At 72.9% G+C, this 22,837-nt stretch carries 22 protein-coding genes; 9 read left to right on the top strand and 13 right to left on the bottom strand.

Annotated features, from left to right (window positions below; genetic code table 11):
- Nucleotides 1-837, top strand: coding sequence for an enoyl-CoA hydratase/isomerase family protein (locus GA0115233_RS31345; protein ID WP_093723698.1), 837 nt, complete (start codon nt 1-3; stop codon nt 835-837).
- Here the strand turns inward: GA0115233_RS31345 and GA0115233_RS31340 are convergent.
- Nucleotides 822-1,736: a hypothetical protein gene (locus tag GA0115233_RS31340; protein WP_093723697.1), complete on the bottom strand. Its 915-nt coding sequence runs from the start codon at nt 1,734-1,736 to the stop codon at nt 822-824. The genes GA0115233_RS31345 and GA0115233_RS31340 overlap by 16 nt on opposite strands.
- Nucleotides 1,737-1,819: 83 nt before the next feature.
- Here GA0115233_RS31340 and GA0115233_RS31335 point away from each other — a divergent pair, with 83 nt between their 5' ends.
- Both GA0115233_RS31335 and GA0115233_RS31330 read left to right on the top strand, forming a co-directional pair.
- Complete coding sequence (locus tag GA0115233_RS31335; protein ID WP_093723715.1) at nt 1,820-2,413, top strand: flavin reductase family protein; 594 nt, start codon at nt 1,820-1,822, stop codon at nt 2,411-2,413.
- Nucleotides 2,414-2,510: 97 nt separating this feature from the next.
- The gene (locus tag GA0115233_RS31330) at nt 2,511-3,704 is read left to right on the top strand and encodes a hypothetical protein (RefSeq protein WP_093723696.1); all 1,194 of its coding nucleotides are present in this window, start codon (nt 2,511-2,513) and stop codon (nt 3,702-3,704) included.
- A 16-nt stretch (nt 3,705-3,720) separates the two neighbouring features.
- Here the strand turns inward: GA0115233_RS31330 and GA0115233_RS31325 are convergent, their stop codons facing one another.
- Nucleotides 3,721-5,025, bottom strand: a complete 1,305-nt coding sequence (locus GA0115233_RS31325) for an MFS transporter (RefSeq protein WP_093723695.1) — start codon at nt 5,023-5,025, stop codon at nt 3,721-3,723.
- A 70-nt stretch (nt 5,026-5,095) separates the two neighbouring features.
- Here GA0115233_RS31325 and GA0115233_RS31320 point away from each other — a divergent pair, with 70 nt between their 5' ends.
- Nucleotides 5,096-6,121, top strand: a complete 1,026-nt coding sequence (locus tag GA0115233_RS31320; RefSeq protein WP_093723694.1) for a GlxA family transcriptional regulator — start codon at nt 5,096-5,098, stop codon at nt 6,119-6,121.
- Nucleotides 6,122-6,191: 70 nt separating this feature from the next.
- Here GA0115233_RS31320 and GA0115233_RS31315 read toward each other — a convergent pair whose 3' ends face one another.
- Genes GA0115233_RS31315 through GA0115233_RS31305 form a run of 3 tightly spaced genes read right to left on the bottom strand, consistent with a single transcriptional unit; the run spans nt 6,192 to nt 9,296 of the window.
- Entirely contained in the window at nt 6,192-7,241 is a 1,050-nt protein-coding gene (locus GA0115233_RS31315) for a Zn-dependent alcohol dehydrogenase (protein WP_093723693.1), read from the bottom strand.
- Nucleotides 7,241-8,392, bottom strand: a complete 1,152-nt coding sequence (locus GA0115233_RS31310; protein ID WP_093723692.1) for an acyl-CoA dehydrogenase family protein — start codon at nt 8,390-8,392, stop codon at nt 7,241-7,243. The genes GA0115233_RS31315 and GA0115233_RS31310 overlap by 1 nt, the downstream gene beginning before the upstream one ends.
- Nucleotides 8,393-8,420: 28 nt before the next feature.
- Nucleotides 8,421-9,296: an SDR family NAD(P)-dependent oxidoreductase gene (locus GA0115233_RS31305; protein WP_093723691.1), complete on the bottom strand. Its 876-nt coding sequence runs from the start codon at nt 9,294-9,296 to the stop codon at nt 8,421-8,423.
- An 85-nt stretch (nt 9,297-9,381) separates the two neighbouring features.
- Between GA0115233_RS31305 and GA0115233_RS31300 the strand changes: the two genes are divergently transcribed.
- On the top strand, nt 9,382-10,308 hold the full coding sequence (locus GA0115233_RS31300; protein WP_093723690.1) for a cyclase family protein: 927 nt from the start codon (nt 9,382-9,384) through the stop codon (nt 10,306-10,308).
- A 365-nt stretch (nt 10,309-10,673) separates the two neighbouring features.
- On the opposite strand, the gene GA0115233_RS31295 is transcribed toward GA0115233_RS31300, so the two are convergent.
- The 3 genes from GA0115233_RS31295 to GA0115233_RS31280 form a co-directional block, all read right to left on the bottom strand.
- Nucleotides 10,674-11,135, bottom strand: coding sequence for an ATP-binding protein (locus GA0115233_RS31295; protein ID WP_176712014.1), 462 nt, complete (start codon nt 11,133-11,135; stop codon nt 10,674-10,676).
- A 517-nt stretch (nt 11,136-11,652) separates the two neighbouring features.
- A complete protein-coding gene (locus GA0115233_RS31285) occupies nt 11,653-12,522 on the bottom strand; it encodes an acyl-CoA dehydrogenase family protein (protein ID WP_093723688.1) in 870 nt (289 codons plus the stop codon).
- Between the two features lie 2 nt (nt 12,523-12,524).
- On the bottom strand, nt 12,525-13,655 hold the full coding sequence (locus GA0115233_RS31280) for an acyl-CoA dehydrogenase family protein (protein WP_093723687.1): 1,131 nt from the start codon (nt 13,653-13,655) through the stop codon (nt 12,525-12,527).
- A 128-nt stretch (nt 13,656-13,783) separates the two neighbouring features.
- Here GA0115233_RS31280 and GA0115233_RS31275 point away from each other — a divergent pair, with 128 nt between their 5' ends.
- Nucleotides 13,784-15,292 (top strand): class I adenylate-forming enzyme family protein, encoded by a 1,509-nt coding sequence (locus GA0115233_RS31275; RefSeq protein WP_093723686.1) that lies wholly within the window; start codon nt 13,784-13,786, stop codon nt 15,290-15,292.
- Here GA0115233_RS31275 and GA0115233_RS31270 read toward each other — a convergent pair.
- Nucleotides 15,271-15,783, bottom strand: coding sequence for an EF-hand domain-containing protein (locus tag GA0115233_RS31270; protein ID WP_093723685.1), 513 nt, complete (start codon nt 15,781-15,783; stop codon nt 15,271-15,273). The genes GA0115233_RS31275 and GA0115233_RS31270 overlap by 22 nt on opposite strands.
- 144 nt (nt 15,784-15,927) lie before the next feature.
- Nucleotides 15,928-16,308, bottom strand: coding sequence for an STAS domain-containing protein (locus GA0115233_RS31265; protein WP_093723684.1), 381 nt, complete (start codon nt 16,306-16,308; stop codon nt 15,928-15,930).
- A gap of 325 nt (nt 16,309-16,633) precedes the next feature.
- Between GA0115233_RS31265 and GA0115233_RS31260 the strand changes: the two genes are divergently transcribed.
- Both GA0115233_RS31260 and GA0115233_RS31255 read left to right on the top strand, forming a co-directional pair.
- A complete protein-coding gene (locus GA0115233_RS31260) occupies nt 16,634-17,206 on the top strand; it encodes a sigma-70 family RNA polymerase sigma factor (RefSeq protein ID WP_093723683.1) in 573 nt (190 codons plus the stop codon).
- Entirely contained in the window at nt 17,203-18,516 is a 1,314-nt protein-coding gene (locus GA0115233_RS31255; RefSeq protein WP_093723682.1) for a zf-HC2 domain-containing protein, read from the top strand. The genes GA0115233_RS31260 and GA0115233_RS31255 overlap by 4 nt, the downstream gene beginning before the upstream one ends.
- A 109-nt stretch (nt 18,517-18,625) precedes the next feature.
- Here GA0115233_RS31255 and purU read toward each other — a convergent pair whose 3' ends face one another.
- Together purU and GA0115233_RS31245 are read right to left on the bottom strand one after the other, a co-directional pair.
- Nucleotides 18,626-19,507, bottom strand: coding sequence for a formyltetrahydrofolate deformylase (gene purU, locus GA0115233_RS31250; protein WP_093723681.1), 882 nt, complete (start codon nt 19,505-19,507; stop codon nt 18,626-18,628).
- A 59-nt stretch (nt 19,508-19,566) separates the two neighbouring features.
- A complete protein-coding gene (locus tag GA0115233_RS31245; RefSeq protein WP_093723680.1) occupies nt 19,567-20,067 on the bottom strand; it encodes an SCO4402 family protein in 501 nt (166 codons plus the stop codon).
- Between the two features lie 117 nt (nt 20,068-20,184).
- Between GA0115233_RS31245 and GA0115233_RS31240 the strand changes: the two genes are divergently transcribed.
- Entirely contained in the window at nt 20,185-21,492 is a 1,308-nt protein-coding gene (locus tag GA0115233_RS31240) for an ABC transporter substrate-binding protein (RefSeq protein ID WP_093723679.1), read from the top strand.
- 16 nt (nt 21,493-21,508) lie between these two features.
- Here the strand turns inward: GA0115233_RS31240 and GA0115233_RS41300 are convergent.
- On the bottom strand, nt 21,509-22,837 hold a 1,329-nt coding region (locus tag GA0115233_RS41300), incomplete at its 5' end, for a hypothetical protein (RefSeq protein WP_093723678.1).

The following is a 22,837-nucleotide window of genomic DNA, read 5'->3' as shown; positions in this document are numbered from 1 at the left end:
ATGACCGATTCCCCCCGTGTGTCCGGAAGTTCCGTGACTTCCTTGGTACAGCACACCACTGACAACGCGGTCTCCCGCATCACCCTCAACCGCCCCGAGGCCCTCAACGCCCTCACCCCCGACCAGCGCGAACGCCTCATCGATCTGCTCGCCGAGGCCTCCGCCGACCCGGCGGTCCGGGCGGTCGTCCTGACCGGCACCGGACGCGGATTCTGCGCCGGGGCGGATCTACGGGCGGGAGCGGGGGCGGGCGCGGGCAGGGCCGAGGAAGCCGTCCCCGGCGACCTCGCCCGCACCATCCGCCAGGGCGCCCAGCGTCTTGTCTCCGCCGTCCTCGACTGCGAGAAACCGGTGATCGCCGCCGTCAACGGCACGGCGGCGGGCCTCGGCGCGCATCTGGCGCTCGCCTGCGATCTCGTCCTGGCCGCCGAATCGGCCCGGTTCATCGAGGTGTTCGTCCGCCGCGGGCTCGTCCCCGACGGCGGCGGCGCCTATCTGCTCCCCCGGCTGGTCGGGCCGCGGCGGGCCAAGGAGCTGATGTTCTTCGGCGACGCGCTCCCGGCGGCGGACGCCGAGCGGCTGGGGCTGGTGAACCGGGTCGTCCCGGACGGGGAGCTGGCGAAGACGGCACGGGAGTGGGCCGAGCGGCTCGCCGCCGGGCCGACCCGGGCCCTCGCCCTGACCAAGCAGCTCGTCAACGCCTCCCTCGACAGCGACCGGGCGACCGCGTTCGCGGCGGAGGCGGCGGCGCAGGAGATCAACATGACCACCCGGGACGCCCGGGAGGGCGTGGCGAGCTTCGTGGAGCGGCGCACGCCCCGCTACGAGGGCCGCTGAAGCTCCAGGACGCGCAGTTCACCGGCGTCCGGGTCGCCGAACAGCACGAACAGCTCGGGGTCGTGCTCGCTGCCGCCGATCACCCAGAACGTGTCCGCCCCGCAGCCGCCGTCGAGGCTGAGGGCGACGCCGTCCCGGCCGTTCCAGGTCTTCCGCTCCAGCTCCCAGGTGCCGGTGCCGTCGCAGACGACGTAGTCGCGCCGGGCTTCGGGATCGGTGCCGGGGTCGGTCGGCAGCGCGGTCAGCCGTGCCCCGCCGTCCGCCGCCAGTCGCAGCTCCGCGCCGTCCGCGCCCTGCCAGACGCCGGTGACCTGCGCGGCGGACAGGTGGGGAGGCTCGTACTCCTTGATCAGCCCGCCGAAGGTGGCCGCCAGCCCGACGGCGACGACCAGCACGCACACCGCGACGGAGGCCAGGCCGGAACGGAACCAGATGCCCCAGAACCCCCAGCGCGGTCGCCTGCGGACGTGGCCGACGGCGAGGACCGGGAGGATGCCGAGGCCGCCGAAGAGCAGCGCGGTGACGGCGAACGAGGACCCGCCCCAGGGCAGCGTGACGAGGGCCGCCCAGCCGACGCCGAGCAGCACCGCGCACACGAGGTGCCAGGCCAGGCGCGGCCCACGCGCGCGTGCCGCGAGGAACCCGGCCAGGTGACCGGCGGGCACGGACTGGATCAGGGCCTGGACGAGCCCGACCACGGGCAGAACCAGGGGCGCGAAAGCGAGCATGCAGGCGAGGCCCAGCGAGTTGATCCCGCGGCCGTAGTCGTCACCGGCCTGTTCCGCGATCCACAGGGCCAGCCAAAGCGGCGGCAGCTGTCCCGCCGCCACCGCGGCCGCCGCGTACAGCTCACGTGTTGTGCCGTTTTCGCCGGTCGGCCGACGGTTCCCCCACCTCATGGGCGCAGCGTACGCAGGTCGTCGCGGGCGTCCTCGCACACCCCTTCCAATCTGACGGATCGTCAGATTCAATGGGTGGTGTGATGGGACACGCAGGGATGGCCGCGGCGGCCGTCCGCTACCTCAGGTCGGCCGACGCCCCGCGCGTGGAGCCGGCGCCCCGGCCACGGCTGCGGTGTGTCGGCGAGGACGAGCGGGCGCCGGTGAGCCAGGCCGAGTTCCGCCGGGTGCTCGGGAACTTCGCGACGGGCGTGACCGTTGTCACCGCGGCCGCCGCCGACGGCGAGACCTCACCCGCGGGTTTCGCCTGCCAGTCCTTCTCCTCCCTCTCCCTCGACCCGCCCCTGGTCGCCTTCATGGTCGGCCGTACGTCGACGACATGGCCGCGCATCGCCCGCGCGGGCGCGTTCTGCGTCAACGTGCTCGCCGCCGGCCAGGGCGAGCTGTGCCGCGGCTTCGCGGTCAGCGGAGGGGACAAGTTCGCCGGGGTCGCCTTCGACGCGGCACCGGTGTCCGGCGCCCCGCGCCTGACCGGCGCCCTGGCCTGGGTGGACTGCGCGATCCACGCCGTCCACACCGGCGGCGACCATCTCATCGTGGTGGGCAGGGTCGCCGCCCTCGGCGCGGACGAGCCGGGCGCGGCACCGCTGCTCTTCCACCGGGGCCGGTTCCTCTAAGGCTCTGCCGTACAACCCTCGGCGCCCCTGATGAGTCCAGGACATGACCGGTGAGAAAGCAGCCGTTCCGGTCCTGTCGAGCCCCTCAGGAGTCCCCGTGCGCCAGTACCCGCGCCGTTCGTCGGCCGTCGTGGCCGCCGCCGCGTTCGCCGCCGCCGTTCCCGCGGCGGTCGCCCCCGCGGCGCACGCCGAGGAGAGCGCGCCCGAGCTGACGGTCTCGACGCTGCCGACCGCCTCCCCGAAGCCGGGAGAGCTCTACGACCAGCAGGTCACCGTCACCAACCACGGCACCGCTCCCGCCGACGGCGTCACCTTCCGGATCCGGCTCACCCGCGGTCTGGACTTCCCGGAGCAGGCCGGTAACTGCACGTACTCCACCGTCGGCGACCAGGTCCGCCAGGCGCTGTGCGAGCTGGACACGGTCGTCGAGCCGGGCGCCACGCTCACCGTGCCGGTGCGCTTCAAGGCCCTGCCGCACGCCCTGATGGAGGCCGTCGAGTACGGCACCACAGCCACCGGCGAGGCGCCCGGCACGGGCTTCTCCGAGGCCTACCGGCGGCTGACCCTGAAGGCCGACAGCTGGGCCGACCTGGTGGCGGTGGGCGAGGAGACCGAAGGGCTCGCGGGCGACGGGCAGTCGGTCACGCTGGAACTGCGCAACGACGGCCCGGGCTGGATCCAGAACCAGGTCAGCGACGACCTGCCCGGCCTGGTGGTGACGATCCCGCCGGGCACGACCACCACCCAGGTCCCCAAGGACTGCTCGCCGTTCCACATCGACGGCCCCACCGGCGGGCCGCTGCTCGGCCGGGCGCAGTACGTCTGCTGGCCCAAGGACGACGCCACGCTCGACGTGGGCGAGAAGCACCTCTACACCTTCTCGCTGAAGATCGACAAGGACGCCGTGGACCCGAAGGGCAAGGTGCGGGCGAGCTCCGTCTACAACATCACGCCCGCCTACGACCGCAACCTCGCCAACAACACGGCGCCCATCGTCATCGACACCCCGAGCGACTACGAGCCGGAGCCGAGCCCGACGCCCAGCACGCCCGCCCCGACCACCCCGGGCGACGGCGGCAACGACCCCGACGGGCAGGGCGGCGCCGCCACCCCGTCGCCCAGCGCCCCGGCCGGGACCACGGGCTCGACCGGGACGACGGGGACGACCGGCAACCTGGCGAGCACCGGCACCGACGGCACCGGACTCCTCGCGGGCGCGGCGGCCGCAGCGGCGGCTCTGGGCGCCCTGCTGGTCCTGACGGTCCGCCGGATGCGTAACACCACCCGCTAGTCAGAACACGGCACAGCTAGGCGAGCGCCGGCGCGGTGGCCGGGCGTCTGCGGATGACCAGGGCCATCAGCGCCGCCGCCGCGCACAGCGCGCCCGAGGCGTACCAGACGACGTCGTAGGAGCCGAAGGCGTCCCGGGCGACGCCGCCCGCGAAGGCGACGAGGGCGGCGCCCACCTGGTGGGAGGCGAGGACCCAGCCGAAGACGATCGCGCTGTCCTCGCCGTAGTGCTCCCGGCACAGGGCGACGGTGGGCGGGACGGTGGCGACCCAGTCCAGGCCGTAGAAGACGATGAAGAAGACCATCGGCGGGCGCACGCTCGGCGCGAGCAGCATCGGCAGGAACAGCAGCGAGATCCCGCGCAGGGCGTAGTACACGGCGAGCAGCCTGCGCGCCTCGTAGCGGTCGGTGAACCAGCCGGAGGCGATCGTGCCGACGACGTCGAACACACCGATCACCGCGAGCAGGGAGGCGGCGGCCTGCACCGGCATGTGGTGGTCGTGGGCGGCGGGCACGAAGTGGGTCTGGATCAGGCCGTTGGTGGAGGCGCCGCAGATCGCGAAGGTGCCGGCCAGCAGCCAGAACGGGCCGGTGCGGGCCGCGTCGAGGAGGACCTTCACGGCGCGGCGGGCGGCGCCGGTCGCGGGCGGCGGCTTGGGCACGAACTCGGTCGCGCCGTACGGCTTGAGGCCCACGTCGGCCGGGTGGTCGCGCAGCAGCAGCCAGACGAAGGGGACGACCGCGAGGGCGGCCAGGGCGACCGTGACGGCGGCCGGGCGCCAGTCGTGCTCGGCGACGATCCAGGACAGCAGCGGCAGGAAGATCAGCTGGCCGGAGGCCGAGGCGGCGGTGAGGATGCCGGTGACCAGGCCCCGGCGCTCGGTGAACCAGCGGTTGGTGACGGTCGCCGCGAACGCCAGCGCCATGGAGCCGCTGCCCAGGCCCACCAGCAGGCCCCAGCACAGCATCAGCTGCCAGGCCGCGGTCATCCAGTACGTCGCACCCGAGCCGAGCGCGATCACGCTCAGCGCGACCGCCACCACCTTGCGGATGCCGAAGCGGTCCATCAGGGCCGCCGCGAAGGGCGCGGTCAGCCCGTAGAGGGCGAGGTTGACGGAGACGGCGGCCCCGATCGTGCCGCGCGACCAGTCGAACTCCTCGTGCAGCGGGTCGATCAGCAGCCCCGGCAGGGAGCGGAAGGCGGCGGCGCCGATGATCGTCACGAAGGTGACGGCGGCGACGAACCAGGCGCGGTGAATACGCCGCCCGGGCCGGTTCTGGGGGTCCTCCGCGCTGGTCGCGGCCTGGATTGTCTCGGTCACGGATCGAGGATCGCGGCTGATTGCGCACTCAACGAGTGGCCCGAGGGACAGCCTTCGTTAGGATCGGGCCATGAGCAGCGCCCGTGAGTCGTCCGCGCACCGCCCGCACCGGGTCGTCGTCCTCGCCCTCGACGGCCTGCTCCCCTTCGAGCTGGGCATCCCGCACCGCATCTTCGGCCGCCCCAAGGACTCCGCGGGCCGCCCGCTGTACGAGGTGCTGACCTGCTCGGTCCGCCCGCCCGGCCCGGTCGCCACGGACGCCGACTTCGCGGTCATGGTCGAGCACGGCCCCGAGCTGCTGGCCACCGCCGACACGGTGATCGTCCCGGCCTCCTACGAGCTGGGCCCGGTCTTCGAGGAGGGCGTGCTCACCGAGGAGCTGGCCGCCGCGCTGGCCCACATCCGTCCCGGCACCCGGCTCGCCTCCATCTGCACCGGCGTCTTCGTGCTGGCCGCCGCCGGGTACCTGGACGGGCGCCGTGCCACCACGCACTGGGCGGAGACCGACCACTTGCAGCGTCTGTTCCCGGCCGTCGACGTCGACCCGGACGTGCTGTTCATCGACGACGGCGACGTGCTCACCTCGGCGGGCGTCGCCGCCGGGATCGACCTGTGCCTGCACATGGTCCGCCGCGACCACGGCACCGCCGTCGCCAACGAGATCGCCCGTCGTACGGTCGTACCGCCGCACCGCGACGGCGGTCAGGCCCAGTACATCCACCGCCCGGTGCCCGATCCGCAGACCTCCACGACGACCACGGCCCGCGCGTGGGCCCTGGGCCGACTCCACGAGCCCATCCAGCTACGGGACATGGCCGCCCAGGAGTCGATGTCAGTACGCACCTTCACCCGCCGCTTCCGCGAGGAGGTCGGCATCAGCCCCGGCCAGTGGCTCACCCAGCAGCGCGTGGAACGGGCCCGGCACCTGCTGGAGTCCACCGATCTGTCGGTGGACCAGGTGGCACGGGACGCCGGGTTCGGCACGGCACAGTCGATGCGCCAGCACCTCCAGGCGGCGCTGGGGGTGACGCCGACGGCGTACCGGCGGACGTTCCGGGCGGAGGGGGTACGGGTGGGGGCGGGGGGTCAGCCGTAGAGCCGGTTCACCCCGTCCCGGTCCCGCGTCGTCATGGCGGCACCCTAACGAACAGGTGCGACAGGGCCGTTCAGAAGGTCAGCACCGCGCGGGCGACCCGGCCCGCCGCCGCGTCCTCGGCCGCCTTCTCGAAGTCCTCCACCGGGTAGGTCCGGGTGACCAGTTCGTCCAGCAGCAGCCGTTTCTCGCGGTAGAGGTCGGCGTACAGGGCGATGTCGCGCTGGGGGCGGGAGGAGCCGTAGCGGCAGCCCAGGACGGACTTGTCGAGGTAGAGGGTGGAGACCCGGAAGGAGGCCTCGGCGGTGGCCGGGGGGACGCCGAGAAGGATCGCCTGGCCGTGCCGGTCGAGCAGGTCGATCGCCTGCCGGATCAGCTCGACGCGTCCGACGCACTCGAAGGCGTGATCGGCGCCGTGGGGCAGCAGTTCGCGCACCTTCTCGGTGGAGGTGAGGAAGTCGGTCGCGCCGAAGAGCCGGGCGGCCTCCTCCTTGGCCGGGTTGGCGTCCACGGCGACGATGCGCAGGGCGCCCGCGATCCGCGCGCCCTGGATGACATTGAGCCCGATGCCGCCGGTGCCGATCACCACCACCGTGTCCCCGCGGTCCACCCGCGCGCGGTTGAGCACGGCCCCCACCCCGGTCAGCACCCCGCACCCGATCAACGCGGCCGAGGTGAGCGGAAGTTCCCGGGGGATCCGTACGGCCTGGACGGCCTTGACGACCGTCCGCTCGGCGAAGGCGGAGTTGGCGGCGAACTGGAACACCGGCCGCCCGTCCCGCGTGAACGGCCGTTCCGGGCGGCCGATCGCCTGCCGGCACATGGTCGGCCGCCCCCGGTCGCAGTCCGGGCAGGCACCGCAGTTGGCCAGCGTCGACAGCGCGACGTGGTCCCCGGGCGCGACATGTGTGACCCCGGCGCCGACCGCCTCCACCACCCCCGCGCCCTCGTGCCCCAGCACCACGGGCGCGGGGAAGGGTATGGTCCCGTCGACCACGGACAGGTCGCTGTGGCACAGCCCCGCCGCCGCGATCGCGACCAGCACCTCGCCCGGTCCCGGTGCGCGCACCTCCAAGCCGTCCACGACCTCGGCCCGCTCCCCGTCGAACAGCACCCCACGCATCACACAACCCCCTTGGGTTCCCTGGGCAGACCGAGCACCCGCTCGGCGACGACCGTGCGCTGAACCTGGTCCGAGCCGCCGTAGATGGTGTCGGCCCGGCTGAAGAGGAACAGGTGCTGCGACGCGTTGAGCGCGTACGGCTCCGCCGCGTCCCAGTCCCGGGGTCCGACCGCCGCGTCCGCCCCGCGCACCAGTACCGCCAGTTCGCCGAGCCGCTGGTGCCAGCCGGACCACAGCAGCTTGGCCACGGAGGCGGCGCCCGGGTCGGCCGGGCCGCCCAGGGTGCGCAGGGCGTTCCAGCGCATGGTGCGCAGTTCGGCCCACAGGCGCACGATGCGGTCGCGCAGCACAGGGTCGGCGGCGGCGCCGGTCTCCACGGCGGCCCGTACGACCTGCTCCAGCTCCCGGGCGAAGCCGATCTGCTGGGCGAGGGTGGACACCCCGCGTTCGAAGCCGAGCAGGCTCATGGCGACCTGCCAGCCGTTGCCCTCGCCGCCGACGACGTGCTCCACGCGCGCGTGGGCGCCGTCGAAGAAGACCTCGTTGAAGTCGCTGGTGCCGGTGAGCTGGCGGATCGGGCGGACCTCGATCCGGCCGGGCTGGTCCATGGGCACCAGCAGGAAGCTCAGGCCCCGGTGGCGGCGCGAGCCCGGTTCGGTGCGGGCCAGCACGAAGCACCAGTCCGCCTCGTGGGCGAGCGAGGTCCAGATCTTCTGCCCGGTGACCCGCAGGGTGCCGTCGGAGTCCCGTACGGCGCTGGTGCGTACGGCGGCCAGGTCCGAGCCCGCGCCGGGCTCGCTGTAGCCCTGGCACCACAGTTCCTCGCCGGCGGCCACCGGGGGCAGGAAGCGGGCCTTCTGCTCGGGGGTGCCGTGGGCGAGGAGGGTGGGCGCGAGCAGCTTCTCCCCGATGTGGCCGGAGCGCGGGGGCGCGCCGGAGCGGGCGTACTCCTCGGCCCAGGCGACCTGTTGGGTGAGGGTGGCGGTGCGGTTGCCGTAGCCGCTCTCGCCCCAGGAGAGCCCGATCCATCCGGCCGCCCCGAGGACGCGCTCCCAGGCCCGGCGGTCCTGCCCGGGGTCGGCGTGCGCGGCGAGCCAGTCGCGGGCCTCCGCGCGGAACTCCGCGTCCTCGGCGCCGAATCCGAAGTCCATGAGCGTCTCCTCCGCAGAAAGACGGGCGCTACGAGGCGTTCGGCGGCCGGAGCAGCGGCATCGGGTCCACGCCCACCGTCCCCGGCAGGAACTCGGCGATCCGCTCCGGCGTCCAAGCCCCCTCGGCGTACGCGGCGCGCAGTTCCCTGGGCTGGGCCCAGACGGCCAGCTTGGGCCCGGCGAGGGTGTACACCTGCCCGGTGATGCCCTGGTCCTTGGCCCGGTCGGAGAGCAGGTAGACGACGAGGGCCGCCACGTCCTCCGGTTCCCCGATCTCGGTCAGCTCGGTGGGCACCTTCGCCGACATACGCGTACGGGCGACCGGCGCGACCGCGTTGGCGGTCACCCCGTACTTGTGCAGGCCCAGCGCGGCGCTGCGCACCAGGGAGATGATCCCGCCCTTGGCCGCGCTGTAGTTGGCCTGCGAGTAGGAGCCCTGGTGGTTGCCGCTGGTGAAGCCGACGAGGGTGCCGGAGCGCTGGGCCCGCATCACCGCGGAGGCCGCCCGGAAGACGGTGAAGGTGCCCTTGAGGTGGGTGGCGACGACCGGGTCCCACTCCTCCTCGGTCATGTTGAACAGCATCCGCTCGCGCAGGATCCCGGCGACGCACACCACCCCGTCGAGCCGCCCGTACGAGGCCAGCGCGACGTCCACGACCCGCTGGCCGCCCGCCATGGTGGAGATGTCGTCGGCGACCGCCACGGCCTGCCCTCCGGCGGCCTCGATCTCCTTGACGACCGCTTCGGCGACCTCGCTCGTCGGGGAGCCGCCGTCCACCGCGACGCCGTAGTCGTTGACGACGACCCGCGCGCCCTCGGCCGCCGCCGCCAGCGCCACCGCCCGGCCGATGCCCCGGCCCGCGCCGGTCACCACGACCGCCTTGCCTGCCAAGAAGTTCCCCACGCCCGGCCCCTTCCCGCGGTTTCTGACGGACCGTTAGATTCTATGTCCGGGCGGACAGCCGGAGACAAGCCCCGGGGAGGCACCGATGTCACTGCCGGACGCGTTCCACGCCGTCGCCAAGCGCGTGAACAACTGGGGCCGTTGGGGTGCGGACGACGAGATCGGCACCCTGAACCTCATCACCGACGAGGTCGTCCGCGGGGCGGCGGCCTGCGTGCGCAGTGGCAGACGCGTCCCGCTCGCGCTGCCGCTCTCCCAGGACGGCGTGCAGACCGGGATGATCCCCGGCCGGATCAATCCGCTGCACGCGATGGTGCAGATCAACCAGGAGATCTTCGGTCCGGGGACGGTGGCGTGCAGCGACGACGCCGTGACGATGGGCCTTCAGGCGGGCACCCATTGGGACGCGCTCCCGCATGTCTCGCACTCCGGCCGCCTCTACAACGGCCGCCCCGCCGGCTCGGTGACCGCGCACGGCGGCGCCGCCTTCTCGGGGATGTCCACCGCGCGGGCGGTCGTCTCGCGCGGGGTGCTGCTCGACGTGGCACGCGCGCGTGGCGTGGAGCGCCTGGAGGGCGGGTACGCGGTCACGCCCGAGGACCTGGAGGCCGCCGAGGAGTTCGCGGGCACGCGGGTGCGGGCCGGTGACATCGTGCTGGTGCGCACCGGGCAGATGCGGGTCCTCCTGGCCGGGGACCGGCACGGGTACGGCTACCCCTCGCCGGGTCTGTCGATCCGTACGCCGGAGTGGTTCCACGCGCGTGATGTGGCCGCCGTCGCCAACGACACCCTCACCTTCGAGGTGTTCCCGCCCGAGATCGAGGACCTGTGGCTGCCGGTGCACGCACTGGACCTGGTGGAGATGGGGATGCCGCAGGGGCAGAACTGGAATCTCGAAGAGTTGTCCACAGCCTGTGGACAAGAGCGGCGCCACACCTTCCTGTTGTCGGCGACGCCCGAGCCGTTCGTCGGCGCGACAGGCGCACCCGTGGCGCCGGTGGCTGTTCTGTGAGCGGCGGGGAAGGCTGTCAAGTGCGGCTGGCGGTACGCGATCTGCCCGCCCCGAGCACGGAAGCGCGCACCGCCATCCCACTCCGGCGCACCCGCCCCGGGCCCTGAGGGGGCCGGCGCCGAAACGCGACCCACACTCGTCAAGGGCCTCCGTCACCGAAGCCCTCGTCGTCCCCTCGCGGCGAATCGCTGACCACAAGCGTGATCAAACGGACACGAGCCGTCAACACCCGGTCAGGAATTTGTTACTTATGCCCGATTTGCCAGAGGCGCACGGTGAAGCACTCCCCGGCGCATCACACCGCGTCCGGCGCAAGGGTCACGGGCGTGCGGCCCGCGGTTGCCGCCGCATACCCCAGGGCGCCGTCACACCGCCTCGTACGCGCGCCCTTCGAAGGTGCCGCCGCCGTAGGACACGGCGGGCCTGCGCCCCTCGGCGCACCGGTCGAGTTCGCACCAGATGCGCTTGCCGGGGCCCTCGGGCATCCAGCCCCAGCGGTCGGCGAGTCCGTCGACAAGGGCGAGGCCCCGCCCGCCCGTTTCCCCGCCGCCCGCGCAACGCGGCACCGGGGCCCGCCCGCTGGCGTCGGCGACCTCCACGCGCACGGTCACCGATTCGGCGCCGGTCGCCCCGCCGGGCAGGAACAGCCGCAGCACGGCTGGACAGCCGGTGTGCACCACGGCGTTGGTGACCAGTTCGGACACGAGCAGGATCAGCGTCTCCGACAGTGATTCGTCGGCCCCTATCGCGGACCCGGCGAGCCGCGAGCGGGCCCAACGCCGGGCCCGCCCCACCTCAGCGGGGTCGGGCCGGATCTCCAGCTGCACTTGAAGCACCTGCACCGCTCACACCATCCGAACCGGCGGACTCATAGCCCCGCGCCTCACGAGGGCCACGATCGTAGCCATTTTTTGCATGACCAGAACAATGGCCGGAGCCAGGGTCACGGAACGTGAATCCCGTACGGGAAAGCATGGTTGACGTACAGTCACCCCAACAAGCGCTTCGGGCATATTCCAGCGCGAAGGATTACCCCTGCGGGATACTGTGCGACGCACTTGACGGGGAGTCGAACAGGCGGGGGAGAAAACCGCGCCCGCCCTGCGAGAACCGGCGCGCACCGCCGGATCCGGAGCCGCCTCAAGGGCCACTCCGGCATGGCTCGTGCTCGGAACCACTCGCATCTCACACAAGGTACCGGAGCGGAACGCCGACTCCAGGACGTGACGAGTCACACCTAGGACACAACCCGATATCAACGCTCCGTAGTTCCGGTATGCCACAATCCGCGACATCCGCGCGGGCGTCCGCGCCGGACGCGCAGCCCAGCAGCCGTTTCGCCGTTCACACGAGGAGGTCGGCGGCGAGCCGTTCCTCACTCTGCGTTCCGCCGCCGCCACGTTGCGCCCGTGTCCAGGCCCGTTTGAGGTGCAGATGCACCTCGCACTCCCAGGTGAAGCCCATGCCGCCGTGCACTTGGAGGCAGCCGCGGGCGCCGCGTACGGCAGCCTCGTCGGCGAGCAGCCGGGCGGCGGCGATGTCGGCCATGTCCCCGGTCACGGCGGCGGCATAGACGGCGGCGCGGGCCGTCTCCGCGCGGACCAGCAGGTCGGCGCAGAGATGCTTGACCGCCTGGAAGGCGCCGACCGGCTGTCCGAACTGTTCACGGGTCCGGGCGTGTTGCGCGGCGAGTTCGCACGCGCGCGTGGCGGTGCCGAGCTGCTCGGCGGCGGTGAGCAGAACGGCGAGCGGGTCGGGGGGCGCGGGCGGCGCGTCCCGGAGACGGTGAAGCGGCGTCAGCGGGTCGACGGACCTGAGGGGCAGAGCGCCTGCCGTCGCGCCGCGCACCACGTCCGCCTCGTCCAGCCACTCCACCAGGGCGCCGTCCACGGCGGTCACGACCGTCTCCCCGGTCGCCGCGCCCGGCACCGTACCGGCGGCCAGATGGGTGGCGACGAGGGGTCCCGGCAGCAGGGCCCGGCCCGCCTCCTCGAACAGCAACACGGCCTCCGGCAGCCCCAGTCCGACCCCGCCGTCCGCCTCGGGCAGCCGCAGCGCGAAGAACCCCGCCTCCCCCAGCTCCCGCCACAGGGCCCGGTCCAGGCGCGGCGCGTCCCGCGCGGCCCGCAGGGCGTCCGCGTCGAACCGGCGTTCAAGCAGCTCCCGCATGCCCGCCCGCAACGCCCGCTGCTCCCCGGTCAGTCGGAACCGCATACTCACCGCCCCTTCGGCAGTCCGAGGATCCGCTCGGCCACGATGTTCCGCTGGATCTGCGAGGTCCCGGCCGCGATGGTGTACGACAGCGACGAGAGCCGGTCCAGGACCCAGCCCCGGCCGAGGTCGAGGGCGTCGGGGCCGAGGACGTCGGCGGCGGTGTCGTAGAGGTCCTGGCGGGCGTGCGAGTACCGCAGCTTGAAAACCGAACCGCCCACCCCCGGCACGCCGCCCGCGTCCGCCTCGCTCACGTTCCACTGGATCAGCCGCCACAGCGCGCGGAACTCGGCGTTCAGGCGGCCGAGCCCGCGCCGCAGCGCCGGATCGTCCCAGCGGCCGTTGGCGCGGGCCTCGGCGGCGAGTTCGCGCAGCACCCGGCGGCAGGCGACCACCTCGCCCGCGAAGGCGGTGCCGCGCTCGAAGGAGAGGGTCACCATGGTCACCCGCCAGCCGTCGTTCTCCGCGCCGACCCGGTGGGCGACCGGGACGCGCACCTCGTCGAGGAACACCTCGGCGAACTCGGTGGACCCGGCGAGCGTGCGCAGCGGCCGTACGGTGACGCCCGGGGCGTCCATGCGCAGGGCGAGCCAGGTGATGCCGCGGTGCTTGGGGGCGTCGGGGTCGGTGCGCACCAACAGTTCGCACCAGTCGGCGACTTCGGCGTGCGAGGTCCAGATCTTGGAACCGCTCACCACATAGTGGTCGCCGTCGCGCCACGCGCGCGTGCGCAGCGACGCGAGGTCGGAACCGGCGCCGGGCTCGCTGAAGCCCTGGCACCAGACCTCCTCGCCGCGCAGGATCGGCGGCAGCCAGCGCGCCCGCTGCTCCTCGGTGCCCTCGGCGGCGATCGTGGGTCCGGCGTGCAGGAGTCCGACGAAGTTGGCGCCGACGTAGGGGGCGCCCGCGCGTTCGGTCTCCTCCAGGTAGACCAGGCGGATGCCCGGCGGGGCGTCCCAGTGCACGTCGGCGTACCCGGCGTCGTGGAGCATGCGCTGCCAGCCGAGGTCGTAGGCGCGCCGGCCGGGCCAGTCGGTCGGGTCGGGCGGCGGGGGCAGGGTGGGGAGCGCCTCGCCCAGCCACTTGCGCAGGCGGGCCCGGAACTCCTCCTCCTCGGGCGTGTACGCCAGGTTCATGCACCGGCCCCCAATCTGACGATCCGTCAGCTCAGGGCTCAGGCTAGCCCCGCACCTCTGGACCGACAAGGCGGGGCACCCTACGCTCTCCCTGATCTGACGGATCGTCAGCAAAGGGGGTCTTCACCGTGACCGACACCGCACGCGACCTGAGTTCCGCCCGGACCCTGTGGGAGCTGCTGGACCGCCGCGCCGCCCGCACCCCGGACCGCCCGCTCCTGCTCCAGCAGGACCGCTCCATGAGCTTCGGCGAAGTACGCGCGCGTGCCGAGCGGGTGGCGGCCGGCCTGTACGCCATGGGCGTCCGCCCCGGCACGGTCGTCGCCTGGCAACTGCCCACCCGGATCGAGACGGTCCTGCTCTCCCTCGCCCTCGCCCGCCTGGGCGCCGTGCAGTCCCCGGTCATCCCCTTCTACCGGGACCGCGAGGTCGGCTTCGCGCTGCGCGAGTCCAAGGCCGAGTACTTCGCCGTCCCCGGCACCTGGCGCGGTTTCGACCACACCGACATGGCCCGACGGCTCGGCGCGAAGGGCGTCTTCGAGGCGTGCGACCGGCTCCCAGACGGCGATCCGGCGGTACTGCCCGCCCCTCCCGAGGAGGGCACCTCGGTGCGCTGGATCTACTGGACCTCGGGGACCACCTCCGCCCCCAAGGGCGTGCTTCACACGGACCGTTCGCTGATCGCGGGCGGCTCCTGCCTGGCCCACGCCCTGCGCCCGAACGCCGCCGACGTCGGCTCGATCGCCTTCCCGTACGCCCACATAGGCGGCCCCGACTACCTGGTGATGCTGCTGCTGTACGGCTTCCCGGCGGTGCTGTTCGAGCAGTTCGCGTTCCCGCAGGCGCTGGCGGAGTACCGGCGGCACGGGGTGACGCTGGCGGGCGGGTCGACGGCGTTCTACTCGATGTTCCTCGCCGAGCAGCGCAAGCAGCCGGGCGAGAAGGTGGTGCCCACACTCAGGCTGCTGACGGGTGGCGGGGCGCCGAAGCCTCCGGAGCTGTACCACGCGGTGGTGCGGGAGATGGGCGTGCAGCTCACCCACGGGTACGGCATGACCGAGGTGCCGATGATCACGATGGGCGACCCGGACGACGGCCCGGAACTGCTCGCCACCACGGAGGGACGGCCGCCCGAGGGCATGGAGATCCGGATCGTGGACGGGGAGGTCCGGCTGCGCGGGGAGGCGGTGTGCCGCGGTTATCTGGACCCGGCGCAGACGGCTGAAGCCTTCGACGGGGAGGGGTTCCTGCGCACCGGTGACCTCGGACGGCTCACGGACACCGGGCATCTGGTGCTCACCGGGCGGCTGAAGGACGTGATCATCCGCAAGGGCGAGAACATCTCCGCCAAGGAGATCGAGGACCTGCTGCACACCCACCCCGCGGTCGCGGACGCGGCCGTGATCGGGCTGCCCGACGACGAGCGCGGGGAGCGTGTCTGCGCCGTGGTGGAACAGCCGCCGGGGGCGGCGGAGTTGAGCCTCGCGCAGGTCACCGCGTTTCTGCGCGAGGCAGGGCTGTCCGTGCACAAGCTGCCGGAGCAACTGGAGGTGGTGGACGCCCTGCCGCGCAACGACACCCTGCGCAAGGTGCTCAAGTACAAGCTGCGGGAGCGCTACTCGGGGACCGTGAAGTAGCGGGCGAAGGCGGTCACGACCTCGGACTCCTCCACCCTCCCGTCGCGGTCGGCGTCGAGCGTGGCGGCGGCCGCCTCGGCGATGTCGGCCTTCACGCCCAGGGCGGCCAGGACCCGCACGGTTTCGGCCACGGTGGCCGCCCCGTCGCCGTCCGAGTCGGCGACCGCGAGCGCCGCGTGCAGGAAGGGGCGGGCGATCTCGGCGAACCGGTCGGGGTTGTCGCGCAGCCGCTTGACCGCGCCGCCCACGAACTCGTCCCGCGTGATGCGCTGGTCGCCGTCCCGGTCCGCTATGCCCGCCATGCCCTGCCAGAACGCCTCGGCGCCGCCGTACAGCGCCTGCCCCTTGTCGGACCGGGCCGCCGTGCCGAACTCCGCCAGCACGGCCTTGGCGGCCGCGTTGAAGTCGGCACGGTCGATATAGCCGTTGCCGTCCTGGTCGAAGGTGGCGAACCGGGCGGCGATCCTGCCCTCGTACTCGCTGCTGACCATGTCTTTTCGTGCCGCCTTTACGTCACGTGGGGTGCTTCTGGCACGGAGCGTACGACGCCGGGGGCCGCCGGGGAGCGAGAAAGCGGCGGTTGTGCCAAGACCGGGGGAATTTCGGGACACCGGCGTGGCGCCGCAACACCCCGTCTACGCCGACAGCGGGCCCGAGGTCTCGTCGGTGGCGGAGTCCAGGTCGGGGTGGACGTCGAACAGCCGCCGTACGCCCAGGGCGCCGAGGACCCGGTTGACGTGGGAGCCCTCCACCGCGCCGTGCGCGGGCAGGATCAGCCGCAGCCGCCCCCGGCAGGAGCGCACCAGACGGCGGGCCGCGATCAGCACGCCGACCCCGCTGGAGTCGCAGAAGAACACCTCGGACAGATCGAGCACGAGGCTGTGGCGGCCCTCGGCCACCTCGTCGTGCACGCGCTGGCGCAGCACCGGCGAGGTCACCAGGTCCAGCTCCCCCGACACACGCAGCACGGCCCACCCGCCCTGCTCCCCGCAGGTCACCTTGAACGCCACCGCCATGCCCTTCGCTCGCCGGAAACCCCGCAAACGGAAGCCGTCCCTCAACTTCCTTGCAGCGCGGCTGCCCAGCGGGGGTGCCCTGAAACACCGGGCCAGAAACAGAAAGGATCGCAAAGAGGCTTGTTTCAGTCGTCTCCAGTCTTGTTCGATCAGGAGTTGACCGGGTAGGCGACGGTTCACTACCACCCAGGACCTCCCAGGGGGCGCACATTGCGACAAAGGGGCGTGCGCTGTCACAGGTGCCGACTACATTCGACAGCACGGTGGCAGCAGGCTTGACCAGGGCACGGGCCGCAGGACGAGGGGCAGGAGAGGAGGGGACCGGATGGCGAAGAAGGACGCACCGCCCCGCTGGGACCGCAAGATGCAGCAGCGTCTCGCACGCGGCGAGGCCGCCGCCCTCGGCGAGCTCTACGACCGGTTCGCCTCGCTGGTCCACGGCCTGGCCCACACCGTCCTCGGCGACGAGCGCGGCGCCGACGCCATCACCCGCCAGGTCTTCGCCCACGTCTGGGAGCACCCCGACGCCTACGACCCCAAGCAGGGGCCCCTGCGCTCCTGGGTGGCCGATCTCACGCACCGGTTCGCCGTGCAGCGCCTGCGCGACACCGAGAGCGCGGCGCTGGCCCGGGGCGGCCACGGCACCCCCGAGGACCTGGAGCGCAAGGTGCAGCGCGCCTCGGTCGCCGCCCGCGCCGACTACATCGTCCAGGCCATGCCGGCGCCGCTGCGCGCCGCCCTGGAGCTGGCCTACTTCCAGCGCCGCGACTACCGCCAGACCGCCTCCGACCTCGGCGTCACCGAGGACGAGGCCCGCCGCCGGCTCCGCCTGGGCCTGCAGTTGCTCTCCACCGCCCACGACGTCGGCGCCCCGCCGGGATACGGGGGCGCGGTGTGAACGACGCGGACTGGTCCGGGGCGTACGACCACGAGGGGGGCGACGGGCACGAGGAGCACGGAAAGAAGGACGAGGAGCACGGGAAGGACGAGGAGCCCACGTACGAGCACGGCGACAGCAGTGACAGCGCGCGCCCCGGCCCCGCCGGCCCGCCGCGCATACCGCTGCCCCGCGCCTCCGTCGAGGACACCGGCAGGCCGCTGCCCGAAGTGGTCCGGCAGCAGCCGCTCGTCCTGGCCCACCCCGTGCTGAAGTCCCTGCTCGGCGCGTGGGCGCTGGCCGCCTGCTCGCCGGAGGAGTCCCTCGCCGTGGAGGCGCACCTCGGGGAGTGCGGCGCCTGCGCCGAGGAGGCGCTGCGGCTGCGCGAGGCCGTGGGCCTGCTGCACCCCGCCGAGAGCCTCGACCTGGACCCCGCCCTGCGCACCCGGGTCCTGGAGGGCTGCCTGGAGCGCCGCCCGCCGCGCATCCCGGTACCGGGCTGGGCGTCGGCGTACGACGCGGAGACGGCCCGGCTCGACGCGCTGCTCCAGGACTTCGGGGACGCCGAGTGGCACGCGCCCGTACGGCTGCGCTGGTTCCGGGCCGACAAGGCCACCAGCCGCCGTACGACGGTCGCCGGGGTGATCGCGCACCTGCTCACCGTCGACGGCCTGGTCGCAGTCGCCCTCGGCCTCGACGACCCGCTCGGCGAGGTCCCCGCCAAGCGGCCCACGCCCGCGTCCCGGACGGAGGCGTACTGGGGCGCCGCGCACTTCCCGCCCACCCGCTCGGTGCGCGGGCCCTGGCGGGAACAGAGCCACGACCTGGTCCGCACGGTCTCCTTCACCGGCGGCCCGGCGGGCGCGCTGCCCGTCTCCTACGGCGACTTCGAGCTGTCACTGCGCGACGCGATGCTGGACCGGGCGTTCGAGTGCTGGGTGCACGCGGGGGACATCGCGGACGCCGTCGACTATCCGTACGAGCCGCCGTCCGGCCGCCACCTGCACGACATGATCGACCTCGCGGCCCGCATGCTCCCGACCGCGCTGGCCCGGCGCCGCGAGGCGGGTCTCTGCGCCCCCGCGCGGGGGCGCAGCCTGCGGCTGGAGATCGAGGGCTCGGGCGGGGGCGAGTGGGTGATCCCCCTGGAACCGGCACCCGCCCTTGGCATCGCCCCGCGCGAGGTGGCGCATGTGGCGTTGGACGGGGTGGAGTTCTGCCACCTGGCCGCCGGGCATGTGCCTCCGGAGGAGGCGGCGGCAGGTCAGGACGGCGACCGGGACGCGATCCGGGACGTGCTGTTCTCGGTGGCGTCGTTGAGCCGGATGTAGGGGCTGGCTGGAAGGTCCGTCCACTTGAGGTACCTCTCAGGGGCGCGGGGAACTGCGCGAGCAGCCCCCACGAACCCGCATCCGCCCCCGAACCGAACCCCCCGAGCCGCTAGGCGAACACGACCGTACGTCGGCCGTTCAGCAGAATCCTCCGCTCGGCATGCCACTTCACGGCCCGCGCCAGCGCCTGGCACTCCACATCCCGCCCGATCGCCACGAGCTGGTCCGGAGTGACATCGTGGCCCACCCGCTCGACCTCCTGCTCGATGATCGGCCCCTCGTCCAGGTCCGCGGTGACGTAGTGCGCGGTCGCCCCGATCAGCTTCACACCCCGCGCATGCGCCTGGTGGTACGGCTTCGCGCCCTTGAAGCTCGGCAGGAAGGAGTGGTGGATGTTGATGATCCGCCCGCTCAGCTGCTTGCACAGGTCGTCCGAGAGGACCTGCATGTAGCGGGCGAGGACGACCAGTTCGACGTCCTGCTCGCGCACCAGCTCCAGCAGCCGCGCCTCGGCCTGCGGCTTGGTGTCCCTGGTCACCGGGATGTGATGGAAGGGAATGTTGTACGAGCCCACCAGCTCGGCGAAGTCGGTGTGGTTGGAGACCACCGCCGCGATCTCCACCGGCAGCGCCCCGATCCGCGCCCGGAAGAGCAGGTCGTTCAGGCAGTGCCCGAACTTGGAGACCATCAGGACGATGCGCATCTTCTCGTCGGCCCGGTTGATCTGCCAGTCCATCTGGAAGGAGTCACCGATCGCCGCGAAGCTCGCCCGCAGCTTGTCCACCGTCACCGGCGCCTCCGCCGAGAAGTGGACGCGCATGAAGAACAGACCCGTGTCGTGGTCCCCGAACTGCTGGCTGTCCTCGATGTTGCAGCCGGTCATGAAGAGGTAGCTCGACACGGCGTGCACGATGCCCTGCTTGTCGGGGCAGGACAGGGTGAGGACGTACTGGTCGCTCGGGGCGGCGGCTCGGGTGGACTGCTCGTTCATGCAGCACAGGGTCCCACAGTCGGGGCCCTGCGATCACGGCCGTCCCAGAACCCGAACCGCTACGCGGACCTCGTCATGATCCGCAGCACTTCCAGGGTCCGCGGCGGGGCGTCCGGGTCCTCCCCGTCGCTCGTCGCCATCCGCACGTGCGCGTCCCGCGCCGCGCGCACCGCGTCCGGCCACCCCGGGTTCTCCAGGTACGTGGCGACCGGGGCGTCGGGGCCGACCTGGTGCATGATCCGCAGCACCCGCAGCACGGCGGTGTCGACGAGCGCCGCCTCCTGGGAGTCCCGGAAGATCGTGCCGACGTACTTCTCGGCGGACCAGTTGTCCAGCCAGGTGTCCTCGACCAGGCGGTAGACGGCGTCGGTGACGTCACCGTAGCCGTCGACGCCGGCCAGCCAGACGTCCCGCTGGAAGACGGGGTCGGAGAGCATGTGCAGCGCGGAGCGCACATTGCTGCGCCAGCGCCACCACGGCATGTCGTTCAGTGGCATGCCGCCCATGGTGGAGGAGCGACGGCCACGACGGGAAGAGTTCTCCGAGCCTTGCACGGTCATCGATCGTACGTTCTTTCGCGCATCGCCCGCACCGGCCCCCTCAATTCACCTGCGCGTCACCTTCCCTTGACCGTCAGTGACGCTCCGGTTGGCCGTGTGACGGAATCGTGCGTGCCCATGACCGGCAGGCATGGCATCAGCAGTTCCCGTTCCCGCGCGTTCCCGCGCCCCGTCCGAGCCACCGTGGGCAGAGCGGTGGCGCTGCTCGTGGGAGCGTCGCTCGCCGTCGGCTGCGGGGTCGTCCCCGGTGTCACGGGGGGCGACGGGGACGACGGCACGATCACCGTGATGACCTGGGCGCCGCAGGACACCGACGCCACCAACAAGCCCGGCATGCCCGCCCTGGCGCTGGCGTACGCGCGCTGGATCAACTCCAGGGGCGGGCTGAACGGCCGTGAACTGCGCGTCCTGAACTGCAACGAGCGCAACGACAGCGTCGCCGCCGCGAAGTGCGCCGAGCGCGCCGTGGACGAGGGCGCGGTCGCCGTCGTCGGCTCCTACAGCCAGCACGCCGACTCCTTCTTCCCCACCCTGGAGAGCGCGGGCATCCCCTACATCGGCGGCTACGGCCTGACCGCCGCCGAGTTCACCAGCCCGCTCTCCTACCCGGTCAACGGCGGCCAGCCCAGCCTGCTGGCGGGCCTGGGCCGGGAACTGGCCGACAAGTGCGGTCCGGTGTCGCTGGTACGGCCCGACAGCATCGCGGGCGACGAACTGGCCCCGGTGCTGAACTCGGGGCTCTCGGCGGGCGGCCACGCCGAGGTGCGGGACGTGCTGGCGGCGGAGGACGCCACCGAGTACGCGGCGCCGTCGCAGCGGGCGCTGGAGCACGCCTCCGCCGACCCGGCCCGCCCCGGCTGCGTGGTACCCGCGCTCGGGGACCGCACCAGCACCTTCATGGACTCCTTTCGGCGCCGCGGCGAGGACTCCGGGGTGCGCACGGCGACCGTGCTGGGCAGCGTCGACCAGACCGTGATCAACGCCTCCGGCGGGAAGTCCGGGCCTTACGAGGGCGCGTACATCACCGGCTGGTACCCGGTGGCGAGCGACAAGCGCTGGGACGGGATGAAGAAGGTGATCAACACGCACGCCTTCGGCGACAACCGCATCGACCCCGCGGACGCCGGAGTGCAGACGACCTGGATCGCCTGCACCGTCCTGCGGGCCGCGATCGAGTCCATCGGCGACGGCGAGGTGACCGCCCGCTCGGTGCGCCGGGCCCTCGACAACGGCCTGAGCATCGACACCGGCGGGCTCACGCCTGAGCTGAGCTGGGATTACTCCGAGACCTTCGCCGCGGTCGGCCTGCCGCAGCTGGTCAACGCCGAGGTGACGCTCCAGGTGGTCCGCGGCGGGCGGCTGGTGTCGGCCCGCACGGGATTCGTCGACGTGACGAAGACCCTTCAGCGGGCCGAGCTGCGCTGACCCGCGGGCCGGCCGGTCAGAGCTGGGTCGCCGTGCGCTCGGTGAGGCCGTACTGCTTGGCGATGGAGTTCCACAGGCCCGCGGCCTTGTTCTTCTCGGTGCTGGCCGTGCCGCTCTCCCGGTTGCCGGCCGCGGTCTGCGGGGTGGTCCTGGCCTGCCCCTTCTTGCACATCTTGCCCCGGCGCTGCGCGACCTGGTCGGCCCAGGCCGCGTAGTGGTTGTCGGCCGACGCGGACGCCTCCCAGGCCTTGGTGAGGGCCGTGGTCAGCTCGGCGTTCTGCGGCAGCTTGTCCACGGACAGCTCGGACAGCTTGGTCACCAGGTCGTTGCGCTGCTTGGCCGCGTCCCTGAGGTCCTTGGCGGCCTGGCCGAGGTTGGTGCACGACTTCACGTCGGAGACCGCGTTGATCACCATGGTCCGGCTGTTGCCGCTGACCGCAAGCAGCTTGTCCAGCTCGACGGCCTGCTGCTGCACGGGGTCCACGGAAGGCGACGGGGACGCGGAGGCGGACTCGCTCGCCGAGGCCGCCGCGGCGACCGTCTTGCTGTCGTCGTCGCCCCCGTCACCGCCGCCGCTGCCCATCAGGGCGCCCGCGCCGATGCCGAGGACGGCGATCCCGACGCCGACGGCCGCGAAGAGCGGCACCCGCGACCCGGTACGGCCGCTGCCGCGGCGGGGCTCCTCGTCGTGCGTCTCCCGGCGCGGGATGAACGGGGGCTGCTGCCGCTGGGACTGTGCCTGCGGCTGCTGGAAGCGGGGCAGCTGCTGGGTGGCACCGGCGGGCTGGGGCCGGGCGCCGCCCTCGCTGCGGAAGAGGTTGTCGAACTCGGCGGGCGGCTGCCGCTCGCCGTCCGCCGCGGGGACGGGCGGGATGAGCTGGGTGGGCTCGGCGTCCGGGCCGGGGGCCGCCGGGGCCGGGGCCGCGTTCCTCGGGACCCGGCCCAGCACGGTCGTGCTCTCGCCGGGCGACTCCGGGGTGATCTCGGGCGGCAGGGCTCCGCCGCCCACCGGGGGTATGTACTGCGTGGCGGCCTCGTCGACGACGGGCGGGATGTACTGGGTGGCGCCCTCGTCACCGAAGGGACCGGCGGACGGAAACGCCGAGGCGCCCTGGGTGCTGTTCGGAACGGCCGGGGGCAGCGCTCCCGCGCCCTGGTCGCCGTAGGAGCCGGTCTGGTCCCCGTAGGAGCCGGTCTGGTCCCCGTAGGGGGTGGCCGGGGGAAGCGCTCCCGCGCCGCCGTCGTCGTAGGACGGGGTCTCCGGCGGGAGGGGCTGGGGAGGGGGTCTCCGGGGTGGGCCAGGAGGGCGCCGCGGGCTGCTGCTCCGGTCCGGCCCAGGGCTGGG

It is taken from the genome of Streptomyces sp. DI166 (genome assembly GCF_900091315.1).
Lineage (GTDB): Bacteria > Actinomycetota > Actinomycetes > Streptomycetales > Streptomycetaceae > Streptomyces > Streptomyces fuscus.
This window is presented reverse-complemented; position numbering and strand designations above follow the sequence as displayed.